This window comes from Pseudomonas sp. UYEF17, from assembly GCF_040546125.1.
Lineage (GTDB): Bacteria > Pseudomonadota > Gammaproteobacteria > Pseudomonadales > Pseudomonadaceae > Aquipseudomonas > Aquipseudomonas putida_Z.
The window spans coordinates 21,527-42,348 of the sequence record NZ_JBEPNE010000025.1 but is presented as its reverse complement, the minus strand read 5'-3'; the positions used below and the strand labels follow the sequence as shown (position 1 = coordinate 42,348).

Here is a 20,822-nt window from a genome sequence, read left to right as displayed (position 1 = left end):
AAGGAATCATCAGGTTAAGGTGCCGCGCAACGGGCGGCGGGCCAGGGTTGAAAAAGACGCTTCAGCGGTAGTAGCGGTCACCACGGTATTGACGATTGTCATCATCGTCGTCGCGGTCATGCCGATGGTGGTGGCGATGGCCACGATCGCGATCACGGTCACGCCAGCCATCGTCGTCGTCATGGTAGCGATGGCTATGGCACCCTGCTGTCAGCAGGACAACGGCAATCAGCGAAAGGCTTGCAAGACGGGTCATCACGATATAGGTCCTTGATCCGCAAAGGTTTACGGCACACCCTCTGAGACTGGAAAGGATCCATTTGGTTTCGCTGGCAGGCAAAAATTTGTCGTGCCAGCGATGAGCGGCGGGGAAAATGTGGAATCAGTGGGTTGGCTGAATTGCCAGCACCACACCGTTGGTGATCTGCACCAGCACGTAGCGCCCTCCCATGTCTACCCAGTGACTCTCCTTTTCCGGCGCTGGCAGGCCCTTGGTTTTCCAGTCCTTGATTGCCTGGTCATCGCGTTTGTACTGGTCGGGTGCCTTGTCGCCGACCTTGAGCTCGCGGTTGTGGGTTTCTGGCGCGGTGATGCTTTCTTCGCCGGAGGGGGCTGCGGTGGCAGCGAGGGGCAGGCAGGGAAGGGCGGCGAACAGCAGGTAGTGCAATTTCATGACGTTCTCCTTGTGGCGGAATGCCTTATCTGCGACAGCCACCTGCGCGTGACAATTCACTCGCGATGCTTGCCAGTGCTAGAGTCGCCTTCTTTTTTACCCTGAGGATGGAACATGCGTGCGATTCTGCCGATGGCCGCGGCGCTGATGCTGGTCGGTTGTGCTTCTGCGACCATGGAAACGGCCCGCGGCGGCAAGCCGACCGCGCAGCTCGACTCGCACAAGGCGCCGGAACTGGTAGCCCAGTGCATCCAGTTCAGCTGGCAGGAGGAGAAGGTGTTCGGCGACGACGCCAGTGGTTATCTGGAACCACGCAAGCAGGGTGGGTTCACGGTGTATACCCGTGAAGCCGAGGCGTTCGTGGATGTGTACCCGCAGGCGGGTGGGGCGCGGGTGGATTACTACGCGCAGAAGAACGACGGTGTGGCCTTGCAGCGCCGGGCGGCGGCGGCGACCTGCCTGTAACGGCTGGCGACTTGGCAGGGGCTCTGTGGGGTCGTGTGGGAGCGGGCGCGCCCGCGAACACCGGCGTAGCCGGTGCCAGCCACCGCGTTGTTTCTTCGCGGGCACGCCCGCTCCCACAGGGACCGCACCAGCATTACAATTTTTAGCAAGGCTTTTGTGTCGCAGGGAGATTGGTGGAGGCTAGCATGAGCCCCCACGAATCAAGGAAGACACCATGGACCGCTCACTGCAACTCAACCGCGCCAGCTGGGATGAACGTGCCCCGCTGCACGCTGCTTCCAACGACTACGAAGTCGAACGGCTCGTCCAGCATCCCGAACACCTTTCCGAAACCGTACGCTTCGACCTGCCGTTGCTTGGCAATATCGACGGGCTCAACGCCGTCCACCTGCAGTGCCACATCGGTACCGATACCCTCTCGCTGGCGCGCCTTGGCGCCAACGTCTGTGGCCTGGACTATTCCGCGGCTTCGCTGGTCGAGGCGCGGGCGCTGGCCCAGCGCTGTGCGGCACCCATCGCGTATGTCGAGGCCGATGTCTACGACGCCGACAAGGTGTTGCCGGCCGGCACGTTCGACCTGGTCTACACCGGCATCGGCGCGCTCTGCTGGCTGCCTCGCATCGAGCCGTGGGCGCGTACAGTCGCGGCCCTGCTGAAGCCGGGCGGGCGGTTGTTCCTGCGCGACGGGCACCCGATGCTGATGGCAATCAACGAAGACCACCAGGACCGCCTGCAACTCGAATACCCGTATTTCGAGCACGAAGAGCCGACGGTTTGGCACAACGACCAGACCTACGTCGAAACCGAGCAGCGCCTTTCCCACACTGAAACCCACGAGTGGAACCACGGCCTGGGCGAGGTGATCAGCGCCTTGCTGGCCCACGGCCTGCAACTGACCGCCCTGGTCGAGCACCAGAGCATCCCCTGGGAGGCGCTGCCGGGGCAGATGGTCAAGGGCGACGACGGTGAATATCGCCTGCGCGAGCAGCCCGCACGCCTACCCCTGAGCTACACCCTGGTTGCAGTAAAAGCCTGATCAGGACAGGTAGCCACCGTCGACATTGAGTGCGGTACCGGTGGTGTAGCTGGAAGCATCGCTGGCCAGGTACAACACGGCGCCGGCCATTTCCTCGGGGTCGGCCACGCGCTTGAGCGGGATCTGCTGCAGCGCGGCATTGAGGATGGCGTCGTTCTTCACCAGTGCCGAGGCGAACTTGGTGTCGGTCAGGCCCGGTAGCAGGGCGTTGCAGCGGATCCCGAACGGCGCGCATTCCTTGGCGAAGACCTTGGTCATGTTGATGACTGCCGCCTTGGTCACCGAATAGATGCCCTGGAACAGGCCGGGCGAAACCCCGTTGATCGAAGCCACGTTGATGATGCTGCCGCCACCATGCTCGCGCATCAGCTTGCCGGCCTCTACCGACATGAAGAAGTAGCCACGGATGTTCACGTCCACGGTCTTCTGGAAAGCTCCTGGGTCGGTATCCAGCACGTTGCAGAACTGCGGGTTGGTAGCGGCGTTGTTGACCAGGATGTCCAGCCGCCCGAATTGTTCGCGGATGCCGGCGAACACTTGCTGGATCTGCTCCAGTTCACCGATGTGGCAGGCCACCGCCGATGCCTTGCCACCGGCGGCGATGATGGCATCGGCCACCTGCTGGCAACCGTCGAGCTTGCGGCTGGACACGATCACATGGGCACCTTGCTGGGCCAACAGGTGGGCGATGGCCTCGCCGATGCCACGGCTGGCGCCGGAAACGAAGGCAATCTTGCCGTCGAGGTCGAACAGGTGGGTCTTGGACATGCTGTTTTCCTTGTTATCCGTCGTCGAGGTCGGGGCTCAGAGGCTGGACTTGGCGATGACCTGCAAGGTCATCTGCTCCAGCAAGCGGTTCATGTGGATGAACTGGGCGAAGCGCTTGTCCTGGGTCTGGCCGTGGTAATAGCGGTAGTAGATCTGCTGGACGATGCCGGCCAGGCGGAACAGGCCATAGCAATAGTAGTAATCGAAGTTGTCCAGGCGGATGCCGGCGCGCTCGGCGTAGTAATCGACGAACTGGCGGCGGGTGAGCATGCCCGGCGCGTTGCTCGGCTGGCGACGCATCAGCTGCACCGGCGCCGGGTCGTCGGCCTCGATCCAGTAGGCCAGGCTGTTGCCCAGGTCCATCAGCGGGTCGCCGAGGGTGGCCATTTCCCAGTCCAGCACACCGATGATGCGCATGGGGTTGTCGGCATCGAGGATCACGTTGTCGAAACGGTAGTCGTTGTGCACGATGCCGGGCCGCGGGTGGTCGGCGGGCATTTTCTCGTGCAGCCACGCGGTCACCTGTTCCCAGCGCGGGGCGTCGGGGGTCAGGGCCTTTTCATAGCGGCTGGTCCAGCCCTCGATCTGGCGCTGCACATAGCCTTCCGGTTTGCCCAGGTCGGCCAGGCCGCAGGCGTTGTAGTCCACCTGGTGCAGTTCCACCAGGCGGTCGATGAAGCTTTTGCACAGGGCCTCGGTGCGGTTGGCGTCAAGGTCCAGCTCGGCCGGGATGTCCGAGCGCAGGATGATGCCCTTGACCCGCTCCATCACGTAGAACTCGCCGCCGATCAGGCTGCTGTCGGTGCAGTGCACATAGGCCTTGGGGCAGTAGGGGAAGCCGCTGTTGAGCTGGTTGAGGATGCGAAACTCGCGGCCCATGTCGTGGGCCGACTTGGCCTTCTGCCCGAACGGTGGACGGCGCAGCACGAAGTCGCGGCCCGGGTAGCTGACCAGGTAGGTAAGGTTGGAGGCGCCGCCAGGGAACTGGCTGATGCTCGGCAGGCCATCCAGGCCGGGGATGTTGGCTTTGAGGTAAGGGTCGATGACAGCCGCGTCGAGTTCTTCGCCGGGGCGTACCTGGGTGGACTGGTCGGTGAGCGTCATGCGTTTTCCTTATTCTCGATCGCAAGGACTATTGGCTAATCTAATGGTCCGCCGGGGAATGGGACAAGCGTGCCAGATGCCATATAGGTGAGGGTGTTGCTGCCTGATCAACTGCCTTGATGAAGCGACTGCCGGCGATAGGGTCCGAACAGGCGGGCAAAAAAAAACCGAAGCCGGTCAGGCTTCGGTTTTTTGATCATCCGCTATTTCCAGCCCTCAGGACGGGAACAGCTCGCTGAGCTTCATCGACAGCATCATGTCGCCTTCAACGCGCAGTTTGCCGCCCATGAATGCCTGCATGCCGTCGGTTTCGCCGCTGACGATACCCTTCAGGGTTTCGCTGTCCATTACCAGGGTGCAGTTGGCATCCGGGTTTTCGCCTTCCTGCAGATCGCAGGTGCCGTCCTTGACGATCAGCGCGTAGTGCTTGTCTTCGTCGGTGATGTTGAAGCCGAACACCAGGTCCAGGCCGGCGGCAGCGGATGGGTTGAACTTCTCTTGCATCTTTTTGACGGCATCAGCTACGGAGGTCATGGCGCATTCCTTATAGAGTGATTTACACGTCCCCGCAGGGACACAACAAGCCGGGCTCATCGATAGGTGACAAGCTCCGGCGCCCTCAACAGCTGCACATGGGCCTGGCTGTTGAAGGAAGCCAGTGCCACGTCGCGGCCGCGGAACTTCAGCTGGCTGAGCGACGTGTTGATGATCTGCCAGTTCAGCGCGAACGCCTGGCCGGGGGTAATACGGGTAACCAGGTGGAGCAGGGCGGCAATGGTGCCGCCCGAGGTGAAGATGGCGATATTGTCGCCGCTACCGGCGGCATCCAGTACACGCTGCAGGCCGCCTTGCACGCGGGCGGTGAACGCCTGCCAGGTCTCCAGGCCATCGTCGGCATGTTCGCCATCGTGCCAGCGTTGCACCATCAGTGCGAACAGGCGCTGGAACTCGCTGCGGTGCTGCGCGCCATTACGCAGGATGTGCAGGGCGTCGGGCTCCTGCGGCAGCAGCCCGGGCAACAAGGCGCGGATCACACCATCGGCATCGAACTCATTGAATGCTGCATCGGTCTCAACAGCCGGCACCGGGCAGCCATTGGCGTGCAATGCATCCAGGGCCAGGCGCGCGGTATCCTGCTGGCGGCGCAGGTCGCCTGCCACGCAGCGGTCCAGCCTTACACCGAGCTGGGCCAGGTGCTCACCCAGGGCCTGGCTCTGGCGCACGCCCACGGGCGAGAGGACATCGTAGTCATCGGCGCCGAAGGAGGCTTGGCCATGTCGGATCAGGTAGAGGTTGCCCACGAAAGGTTCCGGCCTGTTGGAGGTTGCTGCGAGGTTAGGATGCGGCACACGGGCTGTCAACGAAAAAACATACAAGCGTTTGAAAAGGTTGTTTGAAAGGTGTTGCCAGCGTTTGCCACGGCTGGCAGCACCTCAGGCGCAACGGTATGCTTGCTACAGTTACGCGCCGTAGTGGCGCAAGTCTTTAAGGAGTCAACGTGGAGTTTCTTGCTGAATACGCAAGCTTTCTCGCCAAAACCGCCACCCTGGTCATCGCCATCCTGATAGTGCTGTCGGCCATCGCCGGGCTGCGCGGCAAGGGGCGGCGCAAATCGGGTGGGCAATTGCAGGTCACTCGCCTGAACGAGTTCTACAAGGACCTGCGCGAGCGCCTGGAATCCGGCCTGCTTGACAAGGCCCAGCTCAAGGCCTTGCGCAAGCAGCAGGCCAAGGCGGAAAAGCGGCAGAAGAAGGGCAAGGCCGAGGAAAAGGGCCGGGTCTTCGTGCTGGACTTCGATGGCGACATCAAAGCTTCTGCCACCGAAAGCCTGCGCAACGAAATCACCGCGCTGCTGACCCTCGCCACCCCGCGTGACGAAGTGGTGCTGCGCCTGGAAAGCGGTGGCGGCCTGGTGCACAGCTACGGCCTGGCCGCATCGCAGCTGGCGCGCATTCGCCAGGCCGGCATCCCGTTGACCGTGTGCATCGACAAGGTGGCCGCCAGCGGCGGCTACATGATGGCCTGCATCGGCGAGAAGATCGTCAGCGCACCGTTCGCCGTACTGGGTTCCATCGGCGTGGTGGCGCAGCTGCCCAACGTCAACCGCCTGCTGAAGAAGCACGACATCGATTTCGAAGTGCTGACCGCCGGTGAATACAAGCGCACCCTGACCGTGTTCGGCGAGAACACCGAGAAGGGCCGGGAGAAGTTCCAGGAAGACCTGGACATCACCCACCAGCTGTTCAAGGACTTCGTTGCCCGCTATCGCCCGCAGCTGCACATCGACGAAGTGGCCACCGGCGAAGTCTGGCTGGGCGTCGCGGCACTCAACCGCAAGCTGGTGGACGAGTTGCAGACCAGCGACGAGTACCTCAGCGAACGCGCGCGCAACGCCAACCTGTTCCACCTGCACTACGCCGAACGCAAGAGCCTGCAGGAGCGAATCGGGATGGCTGCCAGTGGCACCGTGGAGAACACAGTGGTGGGCTTGTGGAGTAAACTCGGCCGCCTGCGCTAACACCTTGAACCCGTTGAAATTTTTTTTCGTTCAGGGGGTTGCAAGCTTAAAAGAATGAAGACATAATGGCGCCCATCGAAACGCAGCAAACTTTGAAAAAGGTTCAGCGTTTCAAGGAGATAGCGAAGCGCAAGCTGCTAGATCCGACCTTTGAGGCCGAGTAGCAAAGTGGTTATGCTCCGGATTGCAAATCCGTCTACGCCGGTTCGATTCCGACCTCGGCCTCCACCATTCGAAAGCCCCGCAGATTAAGGTCTGCGGGGTTTTTCTTTGTGGGTCGGAAAAAACTACGAGTTCCGAAACTGCAGGCACACAGATGGGATGGAGGGTCGGGTTGGTTGTGGGCCTGGTAGGTCGTGAATAGCGTTCGGATAAAGTCGCATAGTGCGCTGATGTATGCAATTGCCTTAGAATGCTCGCCTTTCACCCCTCAAAGGAATGAATACGTGGTGAGCAATAACGCAATCTGCTGCCCGCAATGCCAAGGTCAAAACGTCCAGCTTCTGTCTATCATCCATGCTGCTGGCACTTCTCACATACAAGCAACCCACCAAGCGCAATCCCAATCCGGATTCGGGCCAAGCGTGACCGTTGAAACTTCAGGTCGGCATCAGACCAATTTGGCGGCAAGCGTCGGTCCACCTCCAGGTAAGCGCTTGCTTGGCCCTGTCATTCTTACGGGGGTTGGCGCAATCATCTTGTACGATGGCCTCAAGCTTATGAACACGTTCTGGGGCGTTGATTGGACGAGGTTCTTCATAGGCGCGATATTTATCACCGTCGGTGTAATTGGATTCGTTCGCCACTGGAAATTCAACGTCGCACAGTACGACAAATTGGAAGAGTGGCGCCGCACTTGGATGTGCCACGCTTGTGGCACTCGATTCATTCCGTAAACGGTATTGAGAGGGCACCTGCGGGTGCCTTTTCTTTTGGCAGAGCTGTTCAGTATTGCGCTAGAGGTGGGGAACGATGCCGGACGCTTTCGTCCCATGCATCCGTATCAGCGAACGCTCGATCAGCCCAAATCCCGCTCAACAATGATCAACTCACGACGATAGGCGCGTAATGCCATCGCCTTTGCCTCCGAATAGGCGGGATCGGCATAGCACGCCTTGGCCTGAGCATAACTGTCGAATTCGACCGCCAGCGCCCGCGCGCTGGTATGCGACTCGACCAGCGCGCCAGCTGCGCCCATATGGTCTGACACAGATCGTCCAGCAAAAAAACATGTTCCATGAAACGAGGGCCGCAGCAATGCTGCGGCCACGGAAGATCAAATGCTGCGTGTTACGCCGCCATCGACCCTGATGTTCTGCCCGGTGATGTAGGCCGCGCCTTCGCTAGCAAGGAACGCAATGGTCGCAGCGATTTCTTCGCTGGTGCCGTAGCGCTTGAGCGGCACGCTGTCGCGGCGTTGCTCGGTGCTCGGCAAGCTGTCGATCCAGCCAGGGAGGACGTTGTTGATGCGCACGTTATCGCCGGCGAAATTGTCGGCGAAGATCTTGGTGAACGCGGCAAGGCCCGAGCGGAATACCGCAGAAGTCGGGAACAGCTCGCTGGGTTCGAACGCCCAGGCAGTGGAGATGTTGATGATCACTCCGCTCTTCTGACGCTGCATGTAAGGCGTCACCAGGCGAGTCGGGCGAATGACATTGAGCAGGTAAGTATCCATGCCCTTGTGCCAATCCTCGTCGCTGATTTCCAGGATTGGCGCGCGCGGGCCATGGCCGGCGCTATTGACCAGCACATCGATACGGCCCCACTTCTGCACGACAGCGTCGACCAGGCGTTGCAGGTCTTCAACCGACTGGTTGCTACCGGTTACACCAATACCGCCGAGTTCGGCAGCCAACGCCTCGCCCTTGCCCGAAGAGGAGAGAATCCCAACCTTGAAGCCGTCGGCGGCCAGGCGTCGTGCTGCCGCTGCGCCCATGCCGCTGCCACCCGCCGTAATTATCGAAACTTTTTCTACTGACATGCTGCCTCCAATCTCTCAATGCTGATTTCCAGGTGCATTCACCTTAGCAGCAGTCCCATTGGCGAGGGAGACAGCTAAACTTCACTGTTACGATAGATTAACTATCGACAGCTTGTTGCTTGAGCCAGTGTTGGACGACGCTCAATGAGTCCGGCTGTTTCATCTTGCGTGGCCAGACCAGATAAAACGACTTGTCGACCCTGAGTTGCTGGGGAAAAACCTGCATCAGTCGGCCTGCGGCAATGTCATCACCGACGAACGCAGGGCTGGCCAAGGCAATGCCCTGGCCGCTGATTGCCGCTTCAATGGCCAATGAGGTCTGATTGAAGCGCAGATTTCTGGCTGTGGGTTGCAGGTGATGCGGGAACAGCTCTGCAAGGAACTGAGGCCAGAAATTATGGGCATCGTGCAACATGACGAAGTCCTGCAACTGCGCAAAGCTGGCAGGTATTTCGCTGCCTTCGAACAGCCTTGGGCTGGCCACCGCAATGATTCGCTGCTCCATCAGCAGCTCGCTATTCAAACCTGCTCCGAACTCGGGCTTGCCATAGCGGACAGCGATATCCACACCATCGGTGCTGAAGTGCGACAGCCGGTCGGTTGCCAGCACACGCAAATCGATGTCTGGGTGGCTCTGCGCAAAATTGCCGAGCCTGGGAATCAGCCATTTCGAGGCGAAGGTAGGTGTAACGCTGACTGTCAGGTGAGAAGTCTGTGGCCGAAGCAGGCGTGTTGCCTCGTCGATCATGGCCAGTGCACTGCGAATGCTTCCGCTGTAGCCCAGGCCCGCATCAGTCAACGCCAAGCCACGGGGCAGGCGTTCAAACAAACGCAGATCCAGGCTCGCCTCCAACCCGCGTATCTGCTGGGCAACTGCCGCCTGGGTCACGCCCAGTTCCTCGGCAGCCACACGGAAGTTCAAGCGGCGAGCCACCACTTCAAAAACACGCAACGCGTTCAGCGAGGGCAAATCAGGGAAACCGTCTGGCATGGCAATGAAGATTCTATCGAGTTCGGCAATTGTTCTGTCTCTCTGATGCTTTCACAAGGTTGATAACCTGATCGGGCTCGAAAGATTCACTGTGCCGAGGCTACTCCCTGAAACTAGCTAAAGAAACCTGTGCCAATCGAAAGCATCACTTGGCTAGCTTGCTGAAACGTTTCTTCGTGTCTATAAAGGGGAACAACTCCAAGAAAGGCAACCTGTCATGCCCCTCCTCAAATTCTTCGTTGCTCTCGGCGCCCTGTCCGCAGCCTCCCACACCATGGCCTGGGATTACGTTCTGCTCGACACCGATAAAGCCGCCCAGAACTGGCAGATCACCAGCCAGCAACTTGGCATAAAAACCGACAAGCCCTTCAGCGTTACCTTGCGTACCTTGCACGGAGGCAGGCAAGAGGGTGTCAGCATCGTCGACATCGATAACGGTACGATGAAACTTTCGGTAGTGCCGACCCGTGGAATGAACGTCTTGCAGGCGTCGGTCGGCAATGTGCGCATGGGCTGGGATTCGCCGGTCCAGGAAGTGGTCAACCCGTCCTTCATCGAGCTTAATGGGCGCAATGGCCTGGGCTGGCTGGAGGGCTTCAACGAACTGGTCGCCCGTTGCGGTTACGAGTGGGTCGGCCACCCCGGCGTCGACAATGGCGAGCTGCTGACCCTGCACGGTCGGGCCGCCAACATACCTGCAAACAAAGTCACCCTGCACATCGATGAGAAACCACCATACGCCATCAGCCTGCGTGGCGAACTGAAAGAGCAGGCGTTCAAGAAAGTCGACTTCTCCGTCGTGACTGAATTGGTCACCGAACCGGGCAGCGTGATGTTCGTCCTCAACGACACCCTGACCAACAACGGCGATTATCCAAAGGAATACCAGGCGCTGTATCACAGTAACTTCAGCACCCCGTTTCTGGAGCAGGGTGCTCGGTTCGCCGCGCCAGTGAAACAGGTGTCGCCGTTCAACGACAAGGCAAGGGAAGATCTGGCCGATTGGCAAACCTACCGAGCGCCCACCAAGGACTATGACGAAACGGTTTATAACGTGGTGCCGTATGCCGATGCCCAGGGCAATACGTTAGCCGTGTTGCATGACAAGGCTGGCAGTCTGGGCGTTTCGGTCGGCTTCAATACTCGGACATTGCCTGTATTTTCACTGTGGAAAAATACCGATACCCAAGGCCAGGGTTATGTGACCGGGCTCGAGCCGGGGACGAGTTTTTCCTACAACCGCCGTTACCAGCGGCCACTGAACCTGGTGCCGACAATCGGACCGAAGGAACACAGGCAGTTCCACATCAGCTACAGCTTGTTGGCGGACAAGGTGGCAGTGGACAAGGCCTTGAAGCATGTTAGCGAGATTCAGGGCGGGCGTGAAACCGAGGTGCGGCAGACGCCATTGGTTGATCTGACCAAGGGGTAACGCCGACCAGGGCATGTCGGCTTCGTCGACTAGTCAGAACTATCAAAGTTGTTGGTTTCATGGCTTTGCTGCAAGGCTGCTTTCGACCCTTGGCTGTCATTTTGCCCAACAGCAATCATTGTGGGAGCGGGTTTACCCGCGAACACCGGCACCGCCGGTGCCATCCACCGCGGCGCCTGCTTCGCGGGTAAACCCGCTCCCACAGAGTACGCGTCGCGCTTACGAAACCAGTTATCTTTTAGCGTCCGCTTTGGGTCGATAGCTGTCTGTCGCCTACGGCCGCAGGATCCATCGCCCGCCGCTCCGTCCATTCAAACGCTAGCCTTCAGGCGGGGATATCCCGCAAACGAATTCATCCGATCCCAGGCGGTGCGAGCCGAATTCCACAACATAGCCAACCCCGCGGCGCTCCGCCTCGGCCCTGGCTGTCTTCTGGTCGGCATAAACATCGACGAAATGCCAGGGATGCCGGTCTCTCAGTACGCCCCATCCAAGCACCCAGCCGTCATTGTCCGGATCGGGTGGCAGGTTTTTCGCCAAGCTGCGGATGCCCATACATTGACCCCGATGTGCTAGCCAGTTTGCGGCTTGCGAAGCAACTACAAACCACGACTTGGACAAAAACGTATATGAAGCATAGCGCTTACTCGAAACCAGAGCCCAAGGCGCGACCATTGGTTCGCTTTTACCCCTCGAACTGAATCACCATCCGCCCTTTGATCTTGCCCTCCAGCATCTCCTCGAAGATCTGGTTGATATCCTCGATCGGCCGCAGCGTCACCTTCGGCACCACTTTCCCTTCCGCCGCAAACTGGAAAGCTTCCTGCAGGTCCTGCCGGGTACCGACCAGCGAGCCGATCACTTCGATGCCGTCCAGCACCAATCGAGGGATATTCAGGTTCATCGCTTCCGACGGCAGGCCGACCGCAACCAGGCGGCCACCCGCACGCAGGGCATCAACGGCCGAGTTGAAGGCTGCCTTGGCAACGGCGGTAACCACGGCGGCGTGGGCGCCACCGGTCTTGGCCTGGATGACCTTGGCGGCATCCTCGGTGCGTGAGTTGATGACCAGGTCGGCGCCCATCTCGCTGGCGAAGCGCAGTTGCTCTTCGTTGACGTCGATGGCGATCACTTTGGCGTTGAAGACGTTCTTGGCGTATTGCAAGGCAAGGTTGCCCAGGCCGCCGAGGCCGTAGATGGCGATCCATTGGCCGGGGCGGATGTTGGAGATCTTCACCGCCTTGTAGGTGGTCACGCCGGCGCAGGTAATGCTGCTGGCGGCAGCGGAGTCGAGCCCGTCGGGCACTTTTACCGAGTAGTCGGCTTTGACGATGCAGGCTTCGGCCATGCCGCCGTCCACGGTGTAGCCGGAGTTCTTCACTTCGCGGCACAGGGTTTCGTTGCCGCTGTTGCAATACTCGCAATGCCCGCAGCCCTGGTAGAACCAGGCCACGCTGGCGCGGTCGCCCGGTTTGAGCGAGGTGACGCCTGGCCCTACTGCCTGGACCACGCCGATGCCTTCGTGGCCTAGCACCACACCGGTCTTGTCACCGAAGTCGCCATTTTTCACATGCAGGTCGGTGTGGCACACACCGCAGCATTGCATCTTCAGCAGCGCTTCACCGTGCTCGAGGGGGCGCAGGGTTTTCTCCACCACATCCACGCGACGGCCTGGTGCAACAACAGCAGCTTTCATAGGAGCCTCCGTGTCTATCCGAATGAGCTTGGGTTATCGCCGGGGTTAGCATAGCCCTTGCCGGGTGGGGCAAAACTGCTTCAGGTCATGGTCTGGGGTGGGAGGCTTGTACGCAGCAGGGCCCTGCAGGATTCTGCGTAAGGCTCGCCACAAAAAGAAAAGCCCGCGGCAATAATGCGGCGGGCTGCAAGAACATACGGAGCAGGGCCAGTGTGCCCACCCGGATGTCAGTATTTCGTGAAGGTCAGGTCATGAGCATGTCATGCATGGCTCAGTTCCAGTTGGCTGATGACGCACACCGAGCCATCCTCGGCAGGCGTGTCGTCGGTGTAGTCCACCTGGTTGTATACCCCGCCATGGAATTTGAGCGTGCGCGTCGCCCAGGTCGCACCCAGTTGCAGGGGCGATGTGCTGCCAATACGGCCGTTGCAGCTTGCACTGACCGTGCAGGCGCCGTTGTTCGTCACGTCGATGCTCACATCGAAACGGGCACCGAGCGGTACGTCGGCCAGCACCGTGCTGCTGCTCGTGGCCGTCTGGTTGAAGTCGGTCCGGAAGCCCACGGTGATCTTGCCCTTGTTCCAGAACACCTTGATGGGCGGGTTGTCGTCGTCTTTGACGTGCATCTGGGCAATCACCACTTTTTGCGCAAAGTTCACTTTCTGCAGTGTCATGGTCTGGTGATTGCGGTGCAGGGCGCCGCTGTTCAGTGCCCAGTACGCGGGCTCCTTCCACTCGCAGCGGGTGCGGTGGGTGCTTTTGCTGGAGGCGCCCTTGGTGGGGGCGGTCATGCGGATCGAGCCGTCGCTCAGGCGGGCGATGACTTCGGGCAGGGTCGCCAGCGCCTGGGCACCGGTCAACTCCAGCGCCACCGGGTTGGTCGCGGACTTCGGCACGGGGGTGGTAATGATGAGGTTATCGATATACACAGCCATGGGCTTTCTCCTTGAAAAACGACAGGTCCTGCATCATTTGCGAGCCTGGCCAGCATGGGCGCAGTTCACTGTGATTTGACAAGGCTGGACGAAGGGGAAACCCAGGGGATAAAAAAGCCCGCCATGGGAGGCGGGCAAGCAACGTTTGAAGGGAGAGCCTGCAGAGTGGGCCCGGCCGGTTAACCGAGCATTAAGCACTAACGCATTGACCTGCGCAGCCGATCAGCCTATACAGGCCTGCCACCAGCCCAGGAGCCAGCATGCACGACGAAGACGACCTGCACGAACCCGAGCACGATCACCTGCTTGACCACGAATTCCTCTACGACGATTTGGAGCCTGAAGCGGATGCCCAGGGCGCCGAGGACGAGGTTGAGGAAGACGAGGATACGCTGGATGACCTAGATGACGAGGAGCGCGATCACCCAGCCTGGTTCGACGACTGCGAAGACGACTGACTCAGCGCCCGTCTACCGAAAAACGCCCAGGGCCGCTCACTGCCAGCATCAGCAGGCCGCCCATGATGCTGAGGTTTTTCAGGAACTGGGTCATGTTGGCGCTGCGCTCAGGGTCGACCATGCTCCAGAACGGGTGGCCCAGCAGCGCCGTGCCCAGCACGAACAGCGCCAGCAGGAAGGCCAGCGGCCGGGTGTAGAAACCGAGGATCAGCAGGATGCCGACGACGAACTCCATGAGCACGGCAACTGCCGCTGCCAGCATGGGGGCAGGGGCGCCCAGTGAGGTCATGTAGCCGACCGTGCCTTCGAACCCGGTCAGCTTGCCCCAGCCAGACAAGACGAACAGGATCATCAGCAGCACACGGGCAATCAGGATAATGATGTCGCGTTGACCATCGAACAGGGAGTAGCGCATGGCGGCGTTCCAGTGGGCGGGTACAAGCTCCACTCTAGCAGCTGCGCAAAGGATTGCTGGCGGGCAGCAAAAAGGCGCCGCAAGGGCGCCTTCGCAAAGAATTTGGTGCGAGTGGCGGGACTCGAACCCGCAAGGCTCACGCCGACAGATTTTAAGTCTGCTGTGTATACCAATTCCACCACACTCGCACGCTTGAAGGGGTCGTGACGACCAGCTCGCTTCTAAGCAGAAGGGCTTCGCAATCAAGCGCGCTTTATAACCCATTGTTATAGTTGAGTCAACCACAGCACCTATGATCAACAGAGTGAAGGGTCGATCGATTGGGCAATTGACACCTTGCTGTCATTACGCCACTGTTGCCCCTTTATTGGATCCAAGAGTGTGCGGTGATGAATCAGTCCGGTACTTCCGAGCGTATCGTACGCCCGCGGCTGTTCTGGCGACTGTTGTTCGTGCTGGTAGTCGTGTTGGGGGCGTTTCTCTACCTCAGCCTGATCAGCTTGGGCGGTTACCTGCTGATGCTGGGGTTCGATGCCGAACACCCTCAACCGCAGCGCCTGATAGCCCTGGCCGGTGGCGGGCTTATTCTGCTGGTCGGCTTGTGGCTGCTGAAAGTGGCGATGCCGCGGCGCATCAGCCCGGTGCTGGTTGAGCCAGAGCGTTGAACCTCGCCCTATCTTCCCTCCTGCCGTACCGGTGGAGCTCGCATGGTTTCAGCTGACTGCCTCGACCACCCTGTCATGCCTGCCCACCGCTATGAACAGCTGGTTCAGTCGGTGGTGGACTACGCCATCTACATGCTCGACCCATCCGGCCATGTGGTGTCGTGGAATGCAGGCGCGCAACGCATCAAGGGGTACCGTGCCGATGAAGTGATCGGCCAGCATTTCTCGTTGTTCTTCACCCCGCAGGATTGCACCGAAGGCCGCCCGGAGCGCTTGCTGCGCCAGGCGCTGGAGCAGGGCGTGGCGCAGGATGAAGGCTGGCGCGTACGCAAGGATGGCACGCAGTTCTGGGCGCTGGCCGCGCTGGATGTGATTCGCGATGACCAAGGCCAGGTCGTCGGCCTGGCCAAGGTGACCCGGGACATCACCGACCGCCGCGAGTCGGCGCTGCAACTGGACGCGGTACGCGCCCAGCTGTTCCAGGCACAGAAGCTGGAGGCCCTCGGCCAGTTGACCGGTGGCCTGGCGCATGACTTCAACAACATGCTGACCATCATCATCAGCTCGGCGCGCCTGGCGCTGGCCACACAGGACCCGGCACGCGCCCAGCGCATGCTGCAGCATATTCTGGATGCCGGGCAGCGGGGCACCGAACTGACCCAGCAGTTGCTCAGCTTTGCACGCCACCGCAAGCTTGATGTGTCTTGCGTCGCCCCGGCGAACCTTATTGCCGCCACCCGTGGTCTACTGGAGCATGCGCTGCCCGGTTCGATTGACCTGGAGGTTGTGCTGCAACCGGACCTGCCCCTGATCGAGGTGGATGCCGGGCAATTGCAGATGGTGCTGCTCAATCTGTTGTTCAATGCCCGCGATGCCATCACGGGGCAGGGCCGGATCGGCTTGACCGTCGATGTGGTCGAACTGGCCGGCGAGGTGGAAGGCCTGCACGGCGGGTTTGTGCGTTTCGAGGTGGAAGACAGCGGCGAGGGCATCGCGCCAGCGGTACTGCCGCGTATCTTCGAACCGTTTTTCACTACCAAACCCTTTGGCAAGGGGACTGGCCTGGGCCTTAGCCAGGTGTATGGTTTTGCCAGGCAGAGCGGTGGTGCCATTTGCGTCGACAGTGAGCCCGGCCGGGGAACTTGCATGCAACTTTACTTGCCAATCTATCAGCAGGCGGACAGCCAACTCGACAGGTAGAACACCATGGCACAGGCACTCAGGCGGCTGGTGACGGGGATCGATGGGCTCGATGCATTGCTCCAGGGTGGCCTGGTGGCTGGCGCGTCCTACATCATTCAGGGCCCACCGGGGGCGGGCAAGACCATCCTCGCCAACCAGCTGGCCTGCGGGCATGTGCGCGGCGGTGGCAGGGTGCTGGTGGCCACCTTGCTGAGCGAGTCGCACGAGCGGCTGTTCCAGTACCTGGCGACCTTGGAGTTCTTCGACCCGGCGCTGGTCGGCGACCCGATCCAGTTCGTCAGTGCTTTCGACACCCTGGAGCAGGAAGGCCTGGACGCCGTGGTACGGCTGCTGCGCCAGGAAATCGCCCGCCAGCAGGCCAGCCTGCTGATCGTCGATGGCGTGCTCAATGCACGGGTGCGTGCGGAAACCGCGCTGGACACCAAGAAATTCGTCTCCGAACTACAGGGCCATGCGGCCTTCGCCGGTTGCACCGTGCTGCTGCTGACCAGTGCCCGGTTGGAGGAGGGCAGCCCGGAGCACACCATGGTCGACGGCGTGATCGAACTGGGCGAGCAACTGTTCGGCAGCCGCGCCGTGCGCCATATCCAGCTGCGCAAGACACGGGGCAGTGCGGCGTTGTCGGGGCGCCATGAATGCCTCATCGATGGAGCCGGCATGCATGTATACCCGCGCCTGGAGTCGCTGTTCAGCCACCCCAGCCAGGCGGGCAGCGCCACCTTGGAGCGCGTCAGCAGCGGGGTGGCGACCTTGGATGAGATGCTTGGTGGCGGCTTGGCCACCGGCTCGGTCAGCCTGCTGATCGGGCCCTCGGGTATTGGCAAGACGTCATTGGGCCTGGCTTTTCTCGGTGCCAGCAGCCCGCAGGCGCCGGGGCTGCATTTCGGCTTCTACGAAACGCCGGAGCGCCTGCGAATCAAGGCCGCGTCGCTGGGTTACGATTTTGCAGCCATGGAGCAGGGCGGCAGCCTGCAGCTGTGCTGGCAGCCGACCACCGAGGGCCTGCTGGACCAGGTCGGCGCGCGCCTGCTCGAGCGGGTCGAAGCGCAAGGCAGCAAGCGCGTGCTGATCGACAGCCTGGGGGCATTCAGCCGCCTGGCCATCGACCCGGCGCGGCTCAATGCGTTTTTCCGCGCCCTGGCCGGCGAGCTGCGCGCGCGCGATGTTAGCGTGATGCTGACTTGGGAAATGCGCGACATCTTCGGCGCGGAAATCAGCGCCCCGGCCCCGGACCTGTCGAGTATCGTCGACAACCTGATGCTGATGCGCTTCGTCGAGCTGGGTTCGCAGCTGCGGCGCATGCTGTCGATCCTCAAGGTGCGTGACAGCCACCATGACCCTGCCTTGCACGAGCTGCTGATCGGGCCGCAAGGCATTACCCTGCGCAAGGCGTTCGAAGGCGCCTGCGGTGTGCTCTCGGGAACGCCGGTGCCGCAGGGGAGCGGGTGACGGGGCGGGCGATGAACACCATCCTGATCGTCGATGACGAGTACCTGATTGCCGACATCCTCGGTTTTGCCCTGGAGGACGAAGGTTTTCTGGTGGAAAAGGCGAGCAACGGCTGCAAGGCACTGGAGGCACTGAAGGAAAAGCGCGTTCAGCTCGTTATCACCGACTACATGATGCCACTGCTCAACGGTGAGGAGTTGGTGCGCTCGATGCGTGAGGACCCGGCCTTGAGCGAGTTGCCGGTCATCCTCATGAGTGGCGCGCAGGCCAACCAGGGATGCCCGGAACTGTTCGCCGCGGTGTTCGACAAACCGTTCGACATGGACTGTATGATCGCCAAGGTGCACGAACTGCTGGGCACCTGAGGCGCGGGGCGATCAAGCGCGTCCGTGCGGCTTGAGGCAGGTCGCTCAGTGCGAGTCGTCGTGCTTTTCCGGGGCCGGGCTGCCAGCCTGGATACGCTTGAAGATCTCTTCGCGATGGACCTGGACGTCTTTCGGTGCATCGATACCGATCCTCACCTGCATCCCTTTGACGCCCAGAATGGTGACTTTGATGTCATCGTTGATGACGATGCTTTCGCCAACCTTGCGGGTGAGTATCAGCATGTAGTTCTCCTTGGTGATGTAAAAGTCCGTCGGGCTAGTTGCCACGGCGGCGGGAGCTTGTCCCTCTTCCTTCTCATTAAAGACGCTTTCGGCGGATAGTAATTCCCCGACAGACAAATTCTGTTGCGTGTCTTCAGTCGCAGGTGCCGAAGCAAACCGCCAGCGGTTTGTCGGCCAAGGTGCTCGGTGGCAAGAATAGGGGGCTTGGCGGCCAATGGGAAATTTCTTCGCATCATGGTCTGAATAGACCGGGTTAATGGTCATCCTGTTCCTCGAGTGCCTGAAGAAATAACAGCAAGGCTACTTCTTCACGGTCCAGGCCTTTGCGTACACGGTTCTTCGGCAAGTTGGCCAGGCGCCCCAGGGCATAGTGTTCAAGTACAGCCGGGTGGATGTAGCAGCGCCTGCACACTGCCGGCGTGTTGCCCAGGCGTGATGCTACCTGGCGTACGATGGCGGCTACTTGGCGCTTGGCATCGCTCTCGGGTTCCCAGGCCAAGGGCCTGAGCAGGTCCAGGGCCAGGCTGCTGCCGGCCCAGGTGCGGTAGTCCTTGGCGGTGAAGTCGGCGCCGGTCAGCTGCTGCAGAAACTGGTTGACCTCGCTGGAGCCGACACTGTGGCGCTGGCCGTCGTCGTCCAGGTACTGGAACAGCGCTTGCCCGGGCAGCTCCATGCAGCGCTTGAGCAGGTTGGCCAGGCGCCGATCGTTGAGGCTGACGCTGTGCTCGACGCCACGCTTGCCGCGGAACTGGAAGCGGATGCTGCTGCCCTTCACCTCGACATGGCGGTTGCGCAGGGTGGTCAGGCCATAGGACTGGTTTTCACGCAGGTAGCGCTGGTTGCCGATGCGGATCAGGGTGTGGTCCAGCAGGCTGACCACCAGCGCCATTACCTTTTCCCGGTCCAGGCCTGGCCGGGCAAGGTGGGCGTGCAGTTGTGCACGCAGTTTCGGCAGGGCCTGGGCAAACGCCAGCATGCGCCCGTACTTGTGCTGGTCGCGTACTTCGCGCCACTGCGCATGGTAGCGGTATTGCTTGCGGCCCCGGGCATCGCGACCTGTCGCCTGCAGGTGGCCCTGCGGGTCGGCGCAGATCCACACCTCGGTATAGGCCGGGGGGATTACCAGTGCAGCGATGCGGGCGAGGGTATCGCTGTCGCGCACCCGCTGGCCGTCGGCATCCAGGTAGATGAAGCGCCCCCGCCAGCGCCGCCGGGTCAGGCCCGGCTGGCTGTCGTCGACGTAGTGCAGGGTGCGCGGCAGGGGGCAGTCAAGCATGGCTGGCAGGCCTCGATCAGGTCACTGATCAATGGACATCAGCCACGGGGCCGATGCTCAGCCCAGCAACGCCACCGACTTGATCTGGGCGAACAGCACCTGGCCCGGGTGCAGGCCGAGCTGGTCTGCCGAGAAGCGGGTGATGCGTGCGAGCAAGGCGTTGCCGCCGGCATCCAGGCTGACCAGCACATGGGCCGGGTTGGCGGCCGGGCGGCTTTCGCGCACGCGCACCGGCAATCGGTTGAGGATGCTCGAAGTACTGTCGGCTGCCAGGGCCAGGCTGACGTCACGAGCCTGCACCTTGACCCGCAAGGTGCTGCCCATCGCCTGGGCCGGGTAGGCGATGCGCAACAGTGGCCCATCGTTGCCGGGCAGGCGCAGTTCGAGCAGGTCGTAGTGCGGGTCGTGCCCCACCACCAGGCCCTCGAACACCACGCCAGCATCCTCGCCCTCGGCCAGCGACAGGTCGAGACGGGCCAGGGTTTCGCCGATCGGGCCGCTGGCCACTGCCTGGCCTTGCTCCAGCAACACCAGGTGGTCGGCCAGCCGCGCCACTTCCTCCTGAGCATGGCTGACATACACCAGCGGGATGTCCAGTTCGTCGTGCAGGCGTTCCAGGTAGGGCAGTATTTCGCGCTTGCGCGGCCCGTCGAGGGCAGCCAGTGGCTCGTCCATCAACAGCAGGCGCGGGCTGCTGAGCAGGGCGCGGGCAATGCCCACCCGCTGTGCCTCGCCACCGGACAAGGTCGCCGGCCGGCGTGCCAGCAAGTGGCCAATACCCAGCAGCTGGCAGGCCTGGTCGAGGCTGACCTTGCGCTCGGCAGCGGCCACCCGGCGCCAGCCGAACTCCAGGTTGCCGCGTACCGACAGGTGCGGGAACAGGCTGGCCTCCTGGAACACGTAACCCACCGGGCGCAGGTGTGGTGCCTGGAAGTAGCCACGGGCGCTGTCTTCCCAGACTTCGCCGTTGACCTCGATGTAGGCGCTGGCGGCCCGTTCCAGCCCGGCCAGGCAACGCAGGCAGCTGGTCTTGCCAGAACCGGAGTGGCCGAACAGCGCGCTGATGCCGCGCCCGGGCAGGTGCAGGTCGACGTCCAGGGTGAAGTCGTCGCGCGCCAGTTTCAGGCGCGCCACAATAGATGCGCTCAT

25 protein-coding genes and 2 tRNA genes are annotated in these 20,822 nt (G+C 61.3%); 10 read left to right on the top strand and 17 right to left on the bottom strand.

The window, feature by feature from the left end:
- Nucleotides 1-61 precede the first annotated feature (61 nt).
- Together ABIB24_RS24860 and ABIB24_RS24855 are read right to left on the bottom strand one after the other, a co-directional pair.
- A complete protein-coding gene (locus ABIB24_RS24860) occupies nucleotides 62-256 on the bottom strand; it encodes a hypothetical protein (RefSeq protein WP_085590806.1) in 195 nt (64 codons plus the stop codon).
- 126 nt (nucleotides 257-382) lie between these two features.
- Nucleotides 383-673 carry an RcnB family protein gene (locus ABIB24_RS24855; protein WP_061551178.1) on the bottom strand — a complete coding sequence of 97 codons (291 nt, stop codon included), beginning with the start codon at nucleotides 671-673 and terminating at the stop codon, nucleotides 383-385.
- A 114-nt stretch (nucleotides 674-787) separates the two neighbouring features.
- On the opposite strand from ABIB24_RS24855, the gene ABIB24_RS24850 reads away from it, so the two are divergent.
- Nucleotides 788-1,138, top strand: coding sequence for a hypothetical protein (locus ABIB24_RS24850; protein WP_016498900.1), 351 nt, complete (start codon nucleotides 788-790; stop codon nucleotides 1,136-1,138).
- 214 nt (nucleotides 1,139-1,352) lie between these two features.
- Nucleotides 1,353-2,174 carry a class I SAM-dependent methyltransferase gene (locus tag ABIB24_RS24845; protein ID WP_274079863.1) on the top strand — a complete coding sequence of 274 codons (822 nt, stop codon included), beginning with the start codon at nucleotides 1,353-1,355 and terminating at the stop codon, nucleotides 2,172-2,174.
- Here ABIB24_RS24845 and ABIB24_RS24840 read toward each other — a convergent pair whose 3' ends face one another.
- From ABIB24_RS24840 to ABIB24_RS24825, 4 genes are all read right to left on the bottom strand, one after another.
- Nucleotides 2,175-2,942 (bottom strand): SDR family oxidoreductase, encoded by a 768-nt coding sequence (locus tag ABIB24_RS24840; RefSeq protein WP_354317448.1) that lies wholly within the window; start codon nucleotides 2,940-2,942, stop codon nucleotides 2,175-2,177. It abuts the gene before it with no gap.
- Nucleotides 2,943-2,978: 36 nt separating this feature from the next.
- Nucleotides 2,979-4,046 carry a phosphotransferase family protein gene (locus ABIB24_RS24835; protein ID WP_085590812.1) on the bottom strand — a complete coding sequence of 356 codons (1,068 nt, stop codon included), beginning with the start codon at nucleotides 4,044-4,046 and terminating at the stop codon, nucleotides 2,979-2,981.
- Nucleotides 4,047-4,262: 216 nt separating this feature from the next.
- Nucleotides 4,263-4,580 (bottom strand): SCP2 sterol-binding domain-containing protein, encoded by a 318-nt coding sequence (locus ABIB24_RS24830; RefSeq protein WP_003257405.1) that lies wholly within the window; start codon nucleotides 4,578-4,580, stop codon nucleotides 4,263-4,265.
- Between the two features lie 56 nt (nucleotides 4,581-4,636).
- Nucleotides 4,637-5,347, bottom strand: coding sequence for a histidine phosphatase family protein (locus ABIB24_RS24825; RefSeq protein ID WP_075045628.1), 711 nt, complete (start codon nucleotides 5,345-5,347; stop codon nucleotides 4,637-4,639).
- A 197-nt stretch (nucleotides 5,348-5,544) separates the two neighbouring features.
- On the opposite strand from ABIB24_RS24825, the gene sohB reads away from it, so the two are divergent.
- Nucleotides 5,545-6,564: a protease SohB gene (gene sohB, locus ABIB24_RS24820; protein ID WP_023662815.1), complete on the top strand. Its 1,020-nt coding sequence runs from the start codon at nucleotides 5,545-5,547 to the stop codon at nucleotides 6,562-6,564.
- A gap of 154 nt (nucleotides 6,565-6,718) precedes the next feature.
- Nucleotides 6,719-6,792, top strand: a tRNA-Cys gene (locus tag ABIB24_RS24815).
- 790 nt (nucleotides 6,793-7,582) lie between these two features.
- On the opposite strand, the gene ABIB24_RS24810 is transcribed toward ABIB24_RS24815, so the two are convergent.
- The 3 genes from ABIB24_RS24810 to ABIB24_RS24800 form a co-directional block, all read right to left on the bottom strand.
- Nucleotides 7,583-7,774, bottom strand: a complete 192-nt coding sequence (locus ABIB24_RS24810; protein WP_249352849.1) for a DUF1330 domain-containing protein — start codon at nucleotides 7,772-7,774, stop codon at nucleotides 7,583-7,585.
- Between the two features lie 66 nt (nucleotides 7,775-7,840).
- Nucleotides 7,841-8,545 (bottom strand): SDR family oxidoreductase, encoded by a 705-nt coding sequence (locus tag ABIB24_RS24805; RefSeq protein WP_274120615.1) that lies wholly within the window; start codon nucleotides 8,543-8,545, stop codon nucleotides 7,841-7,843.
- Between the two features lie 97 nt (nucleotides 8,546-8,642).
- Entirely contained in the window at nucleotides 8,643-9,536 is an 894-nt protein-coding gene (locus ABIB24_RS24800) for a LysR substrate-binding domain-containing protein (protein ID WP_137164346.1), read from the bottom strand.
- A gap of 217 nt (nucleotides 9,537-9,753) precedes the next feature.
- Between ABIB24_RS24800 and ABIB24_RS24795 the strand changes: the two genes are divergently transcribed.
- Nucleotides 9,754-10,968 carry an aldose 1-epimerase family protein gene (locus tag ABIB24_RS24795; protein WP_137164345.1) on the top strand — a complete coding sequence of 405 codons (1,215 nt, stop codon included), beginning with the start codon at nucleotides 9,754-9,756 and terminating at the stop codon, nucleotides 10,966-10,968.
- Between the two features lie 318 nt (nucleotides 10,969-11,286).
- On the opposite strand, the gene ABIB24_RS24790 is transcribed toward ABIB24_RS24795, so the two are convergent.
- The 3 genes from ABIB24_RS24790 to ABIB24_RS24780 all read right to left on the bottom strand — a co-directional run bounded on the left by ABIB24_RS24790 (nucleotide 11,287) and on the right by ABIB24_RS24780 (nucleotide 13,599).
- Entirely contained in the window at nucleotides 11,287-11,523 is a 237-nt protein-coding gene (locus tag ABIB24_RS24790; RefSeq protein WP_075045625.1) for a hypothetical protein, read from the bottom strand.
- Between the two features lie 130 nt (nucleotides 11,524-11,653).
- Nucleotides 11,654-12,664: an alcohol dehydrogenase AdhP gene (gene adhP / locus ABIB24_RS24785; protein ID WP_075045624.1), complete on the bottom strand. Its 1,011-nt coding sequence runs from the start codon at nucleotides 12,662-12,664 to the stop codon at nucleotides 11,654-11,656.
- A gap of 260 nt (nucleotides 12,665-12,924) precedes the next feature.
- Entirely contained in the window at nucleotides 12,925-13,599 is a 675-nt protein-coding gene (locus ABIB24_RS24780; RefSeq protein ID WP_137164343.1) for a polysaccharide lyase family 7 protein, read from the bottom strand.
- A 260-nt stretch (nucleotides 13,600-13,859) separates the two neighbouring features.
- On the opposite strand from ABIB24_RS24780, the gene ABIB24_RS24775 reads away from it, so the two are divergent.
- Nucleotides 13,860-14,057, top strand: coding sequence for a hypothetical protein (locus ABIB24_RS24775; RefSeq protein ID WP_137164342.1), 198 nt, complete (start codon nucleotides 13,860-13,862; stop codon nucleotides 14,055-14,057).
- Between the two features lies 1 nt (nucleotide 14,058).
- On the opposite strand, the gene ABIB24_RS24770 is transcribed toward ABIB24_RS24775, so the two are convergent.
- Together ABIB24_RS24770 and ABIB24_RS24765 are read right to left on the bottom strand one after the other, a co-directional pair.
- Entirely contained in the window at nucleotides 14,059-14,472 is a 414-nt protein-coding gene (locus tag ABIB24_RS24770) for a DoxX family protein (RefSeq protein ID WP_025339679.1), read from the bottom strand.
- Between the two features lie 103 nt (nucleotides 14,473-14,575).
- A tRNA-Leu gene (locus tag ABIB24_RS24765) sits at nucleotides 14,576-14,660 on the bottom strand.
- Nucleotides 14,661-14,861: 201 nt separating this feature from the next.
- Between ABIB24_RS24765 and ABIB24_RS24760 the strand changes: the two genes are divergently transcribed.
- The 4 genes from ABIB24_RS24760 to ABIB24_RS24745 are packed head-to-tail and all read left to right on the top strand — an operon-like array spanning nucleotide 14,862 to nucleotide 18,154.
- Nucleotides 14,862-15,137: a hypothetical protein gene (locus ABIB24_RS24760; RefSeq protein WP_274079820.1), complete on the top strand. Its 276-nt coding sequence runs from the start codon at nucleotides 14,862-14,864 to the stop codon at nucleotides 15,135-15,137.
- A 42-nt stretch (nucleotides 15,138-15,179) separates the two neighbouring features.
- Nucleotides 15,180-16,337 (top strand): two-component system sensor histidine kinase NtrB, encoded by a 1,158-nt coding sequence (locus ABIB24_RS24755; protein ID WP_085615098.1) that lies wholly within the window; start codon nucleotides 15,180-15,182, stop codon nucleotides 16,335-16,337.
- A gap of 6 nt (nucleotides 16,338-16,343) precedes the next feature.
- Nucleotides 16,344-17,789: an ATPase domain-containing protein gene (locus tag ABIB24_RS24750; protein ID WP_274079819.1), complete on the top strand. Its 1,446-nt coding sequence runs from the start codon at nucleotides 16,344-16,346 to the stop codon at nucleotides 17,787-17,789.
- 11 nt (nucleotides 17,790-17,800) lie between these two features.
- Nucleotides 17,801-18,154, top strand: a complete 354-nt coding sequence (locus ABIB24_RS24745) for a response regulator (RefSeq protein WP_013973192.1) — start codon at nucleotides 17,801-17,803, stop codon at nucleotides 18,152-18,154.
- A 45-nt stretch (nucleotides 18,155-18,199) separates the two neighbouring features.
- Here ABIB24_RS24745 and csrA read toward each other — a convergent pair whose 3' ends face one another.
- The 3 genes from csrA to modC form a co-directional block, all read right to left on the bottom strand.
- Nucleotides 18,200-18,397 (bottom strand): carbon storage regulator CsrA, encoded by a 198-nt coding sequence (gene csrA / locus ABIB24_RS24740; RefSeq protein WP_004375914.1) that lies wholly within the window; start codon nucleotides 18,395-18,397, stop codon nucleotides 18,200-18,202.
- 253 nt (nucleotides 18,398-18,650) lie between these two features.
- Nucleotides 18,651-19,673 (bottom strand): DNA topoisomerase IB, encoded by a 1,023-nt coding sequence (locus ABIB24_RS24735; protein ID WP_274079818.1) that lies wholly within the window; start codon nucleotides 19,671-19,673, stop codon nucleotides 18,651-18,653.
- 57 nt (nucleotides 19,674-19,730) lie between these two features.
- Nucleotides 19,731-20,822: a molybdenum ABC transporter ATP-binding protein gene (gene modC / locus ABIB24_RS24730; RefSeq protein WP_274079817.1), complete on the bottom strand. Its 1,092-nt coding sequence runs from the start codon at nucleotides 20,820-20,822 to the stop codon at nucleotides 19,731-19,733.

Coding starts and splice junctions, on each gene's coding strand:
- ABIB24_RS24860 (WP_085590806.1), bottom strand. CDS start 256: ATGACCCGTCTTGCAAGCCTTTCGCTGATTGCCGTTGTCCTGCTGACA.
- ABIB24_RS24855 (WP_061551178.1), bottom strand. CDS start 673: ATGAAATTGCACTACCTGCTGTTCGCCGCCCTTCCCTGCCTGCCCCTC.
- ABIB24_RS24850 (WP_016498900.1), top strand. CDS start 788: ATGCGTGCGATTCTGCCGATGGCCGCGGCGCTGATGCTGGTCGGTTGT.
- ABIB24_RS24845 (WP_274079863.1), top strand. CDS start 1,353: ATGGACCGCTCACTGCAACTCAACCGCGCCAGCTGGGATGAACGTGCC.
- ABIB24_RS24840 (WP_354317448.1), bottom strand. CDS start 2,942: ATGTCCAAGACCCACCTGTTCGACCTCGACGGCAAGATTGCCTTCGTT.
- ABIB24_RS24835 (WP_085590812.1), bottom strand. CDS start 4,046: ATGACGCTCACCGACCAGTCCACCCAGGTACGCCCCGGCGAAGAACTC.
- ABIB24_RS24830 (WP_003257405.1), bottom strand. CDS start 4,580: ATGACCTCCGTAGCTGATGCCGTCAAAAAGATGCAAGAGAAGTTCAAC.
- ABIB24_RS24805 (WP_274120615.1), bottom strand. CDS start 8,545: ATGTCAGTAGAAAAAGTTTCGATAATTACGGCGGGTGGCAGCGGCATG.
- ABIB24_RS24800 (WP_137164346.1), bottom strand. CDS start 9,536: ATGCCAGACGGTTTCCCTGATTTGCCCTCGCTGAACGCGTTGCGTGTT.
- ABIB24_RS24795 (WP_137164345.1), top strand. CDS start 9,754: ATGCCCCTCCTCAAATTCTTCGTTGCTCTCGGCGCCCTGTCCGCAGCC.
- ABIB24_RS24790 (WP_075045625.1), bottom strand. CDS start 11,523: ATGGGCATCCGCAGCTTGGCGAAAAACCTGCCACCCGATCCGGACAAT.
- adhP (WP_075045624.1), bottom strand. CDS start 12,664: ATGAAAGCTGCTGTTGTTGCACCAGGCCGTCGCGTGGATGTGGTGGAG.
- ABIB24_RS24780 (WP_137164343.1), bottom strand. CDS start 13,599: ATGGCTGTGTATATCGATAACCTCATCATTACCACCCCCGTGCCGAAG.
- ABIB24_RS24775 (WP_137164342.1), top strand. CDS start 13,860: ATGCACGACGAAGACGACCTGCACGAACCCGAGCACGATCACCTGCTT.
- ABIB24_RS24770 (WP_025339679.1), bottom strand. CDS start 14,472: ATGCGCTACTCCCTGTTCGATGGTCAACGCGACATCATTATCCTGATT.
- ABIB24_RS24760 (WP_274079820.1), top strand. CDS start 14,862: ATGAATCAGTCCGGTACTTCCGAGCGTATCGTACGCCCGCGGCTGTTC.
- ABIB24_RS24755 (WP_085615098.1), top strand. CDS start 15,180: ATGGTTTCAGCTGACTGCCTCGACCACCCTGTCATGCCTGCCCACCGC.
- ABIB24_RS24750 (WP_274079819.1), top strand. CDS start 16,344: ATGGCACAGGCACTCAGGCGGCTGGTGACGGGGATCGATGGGCTCGAT.
- ABIB24_RS24745 (WP_013973192.1), top strand. CDS start 17,801: ATGAACACCATCCTGATCGTCGATGACGAGTACCTGATTGCCGACATC.
- csrA (WP_004375914.1), bottom strand. CDS start 18,397: ATGCTGATACTCACCCGCAAGGTTGGCGAAAGCATCGTCATCAACGAT.
- ABIB24_RS24735 (WP_274079818.1), bottom strand. CDS start 19,673: ATGCTTGACTGCCCCCTGCCGCGCACCCTGCACTACGTCGACGACAGC.
- modC (WP_274079817.1), bottom strand. CDS start 20,822: ATGAGCGCATCTATTGTGGCGCGCCTGAAACTGGCGCGCGACGACTTC.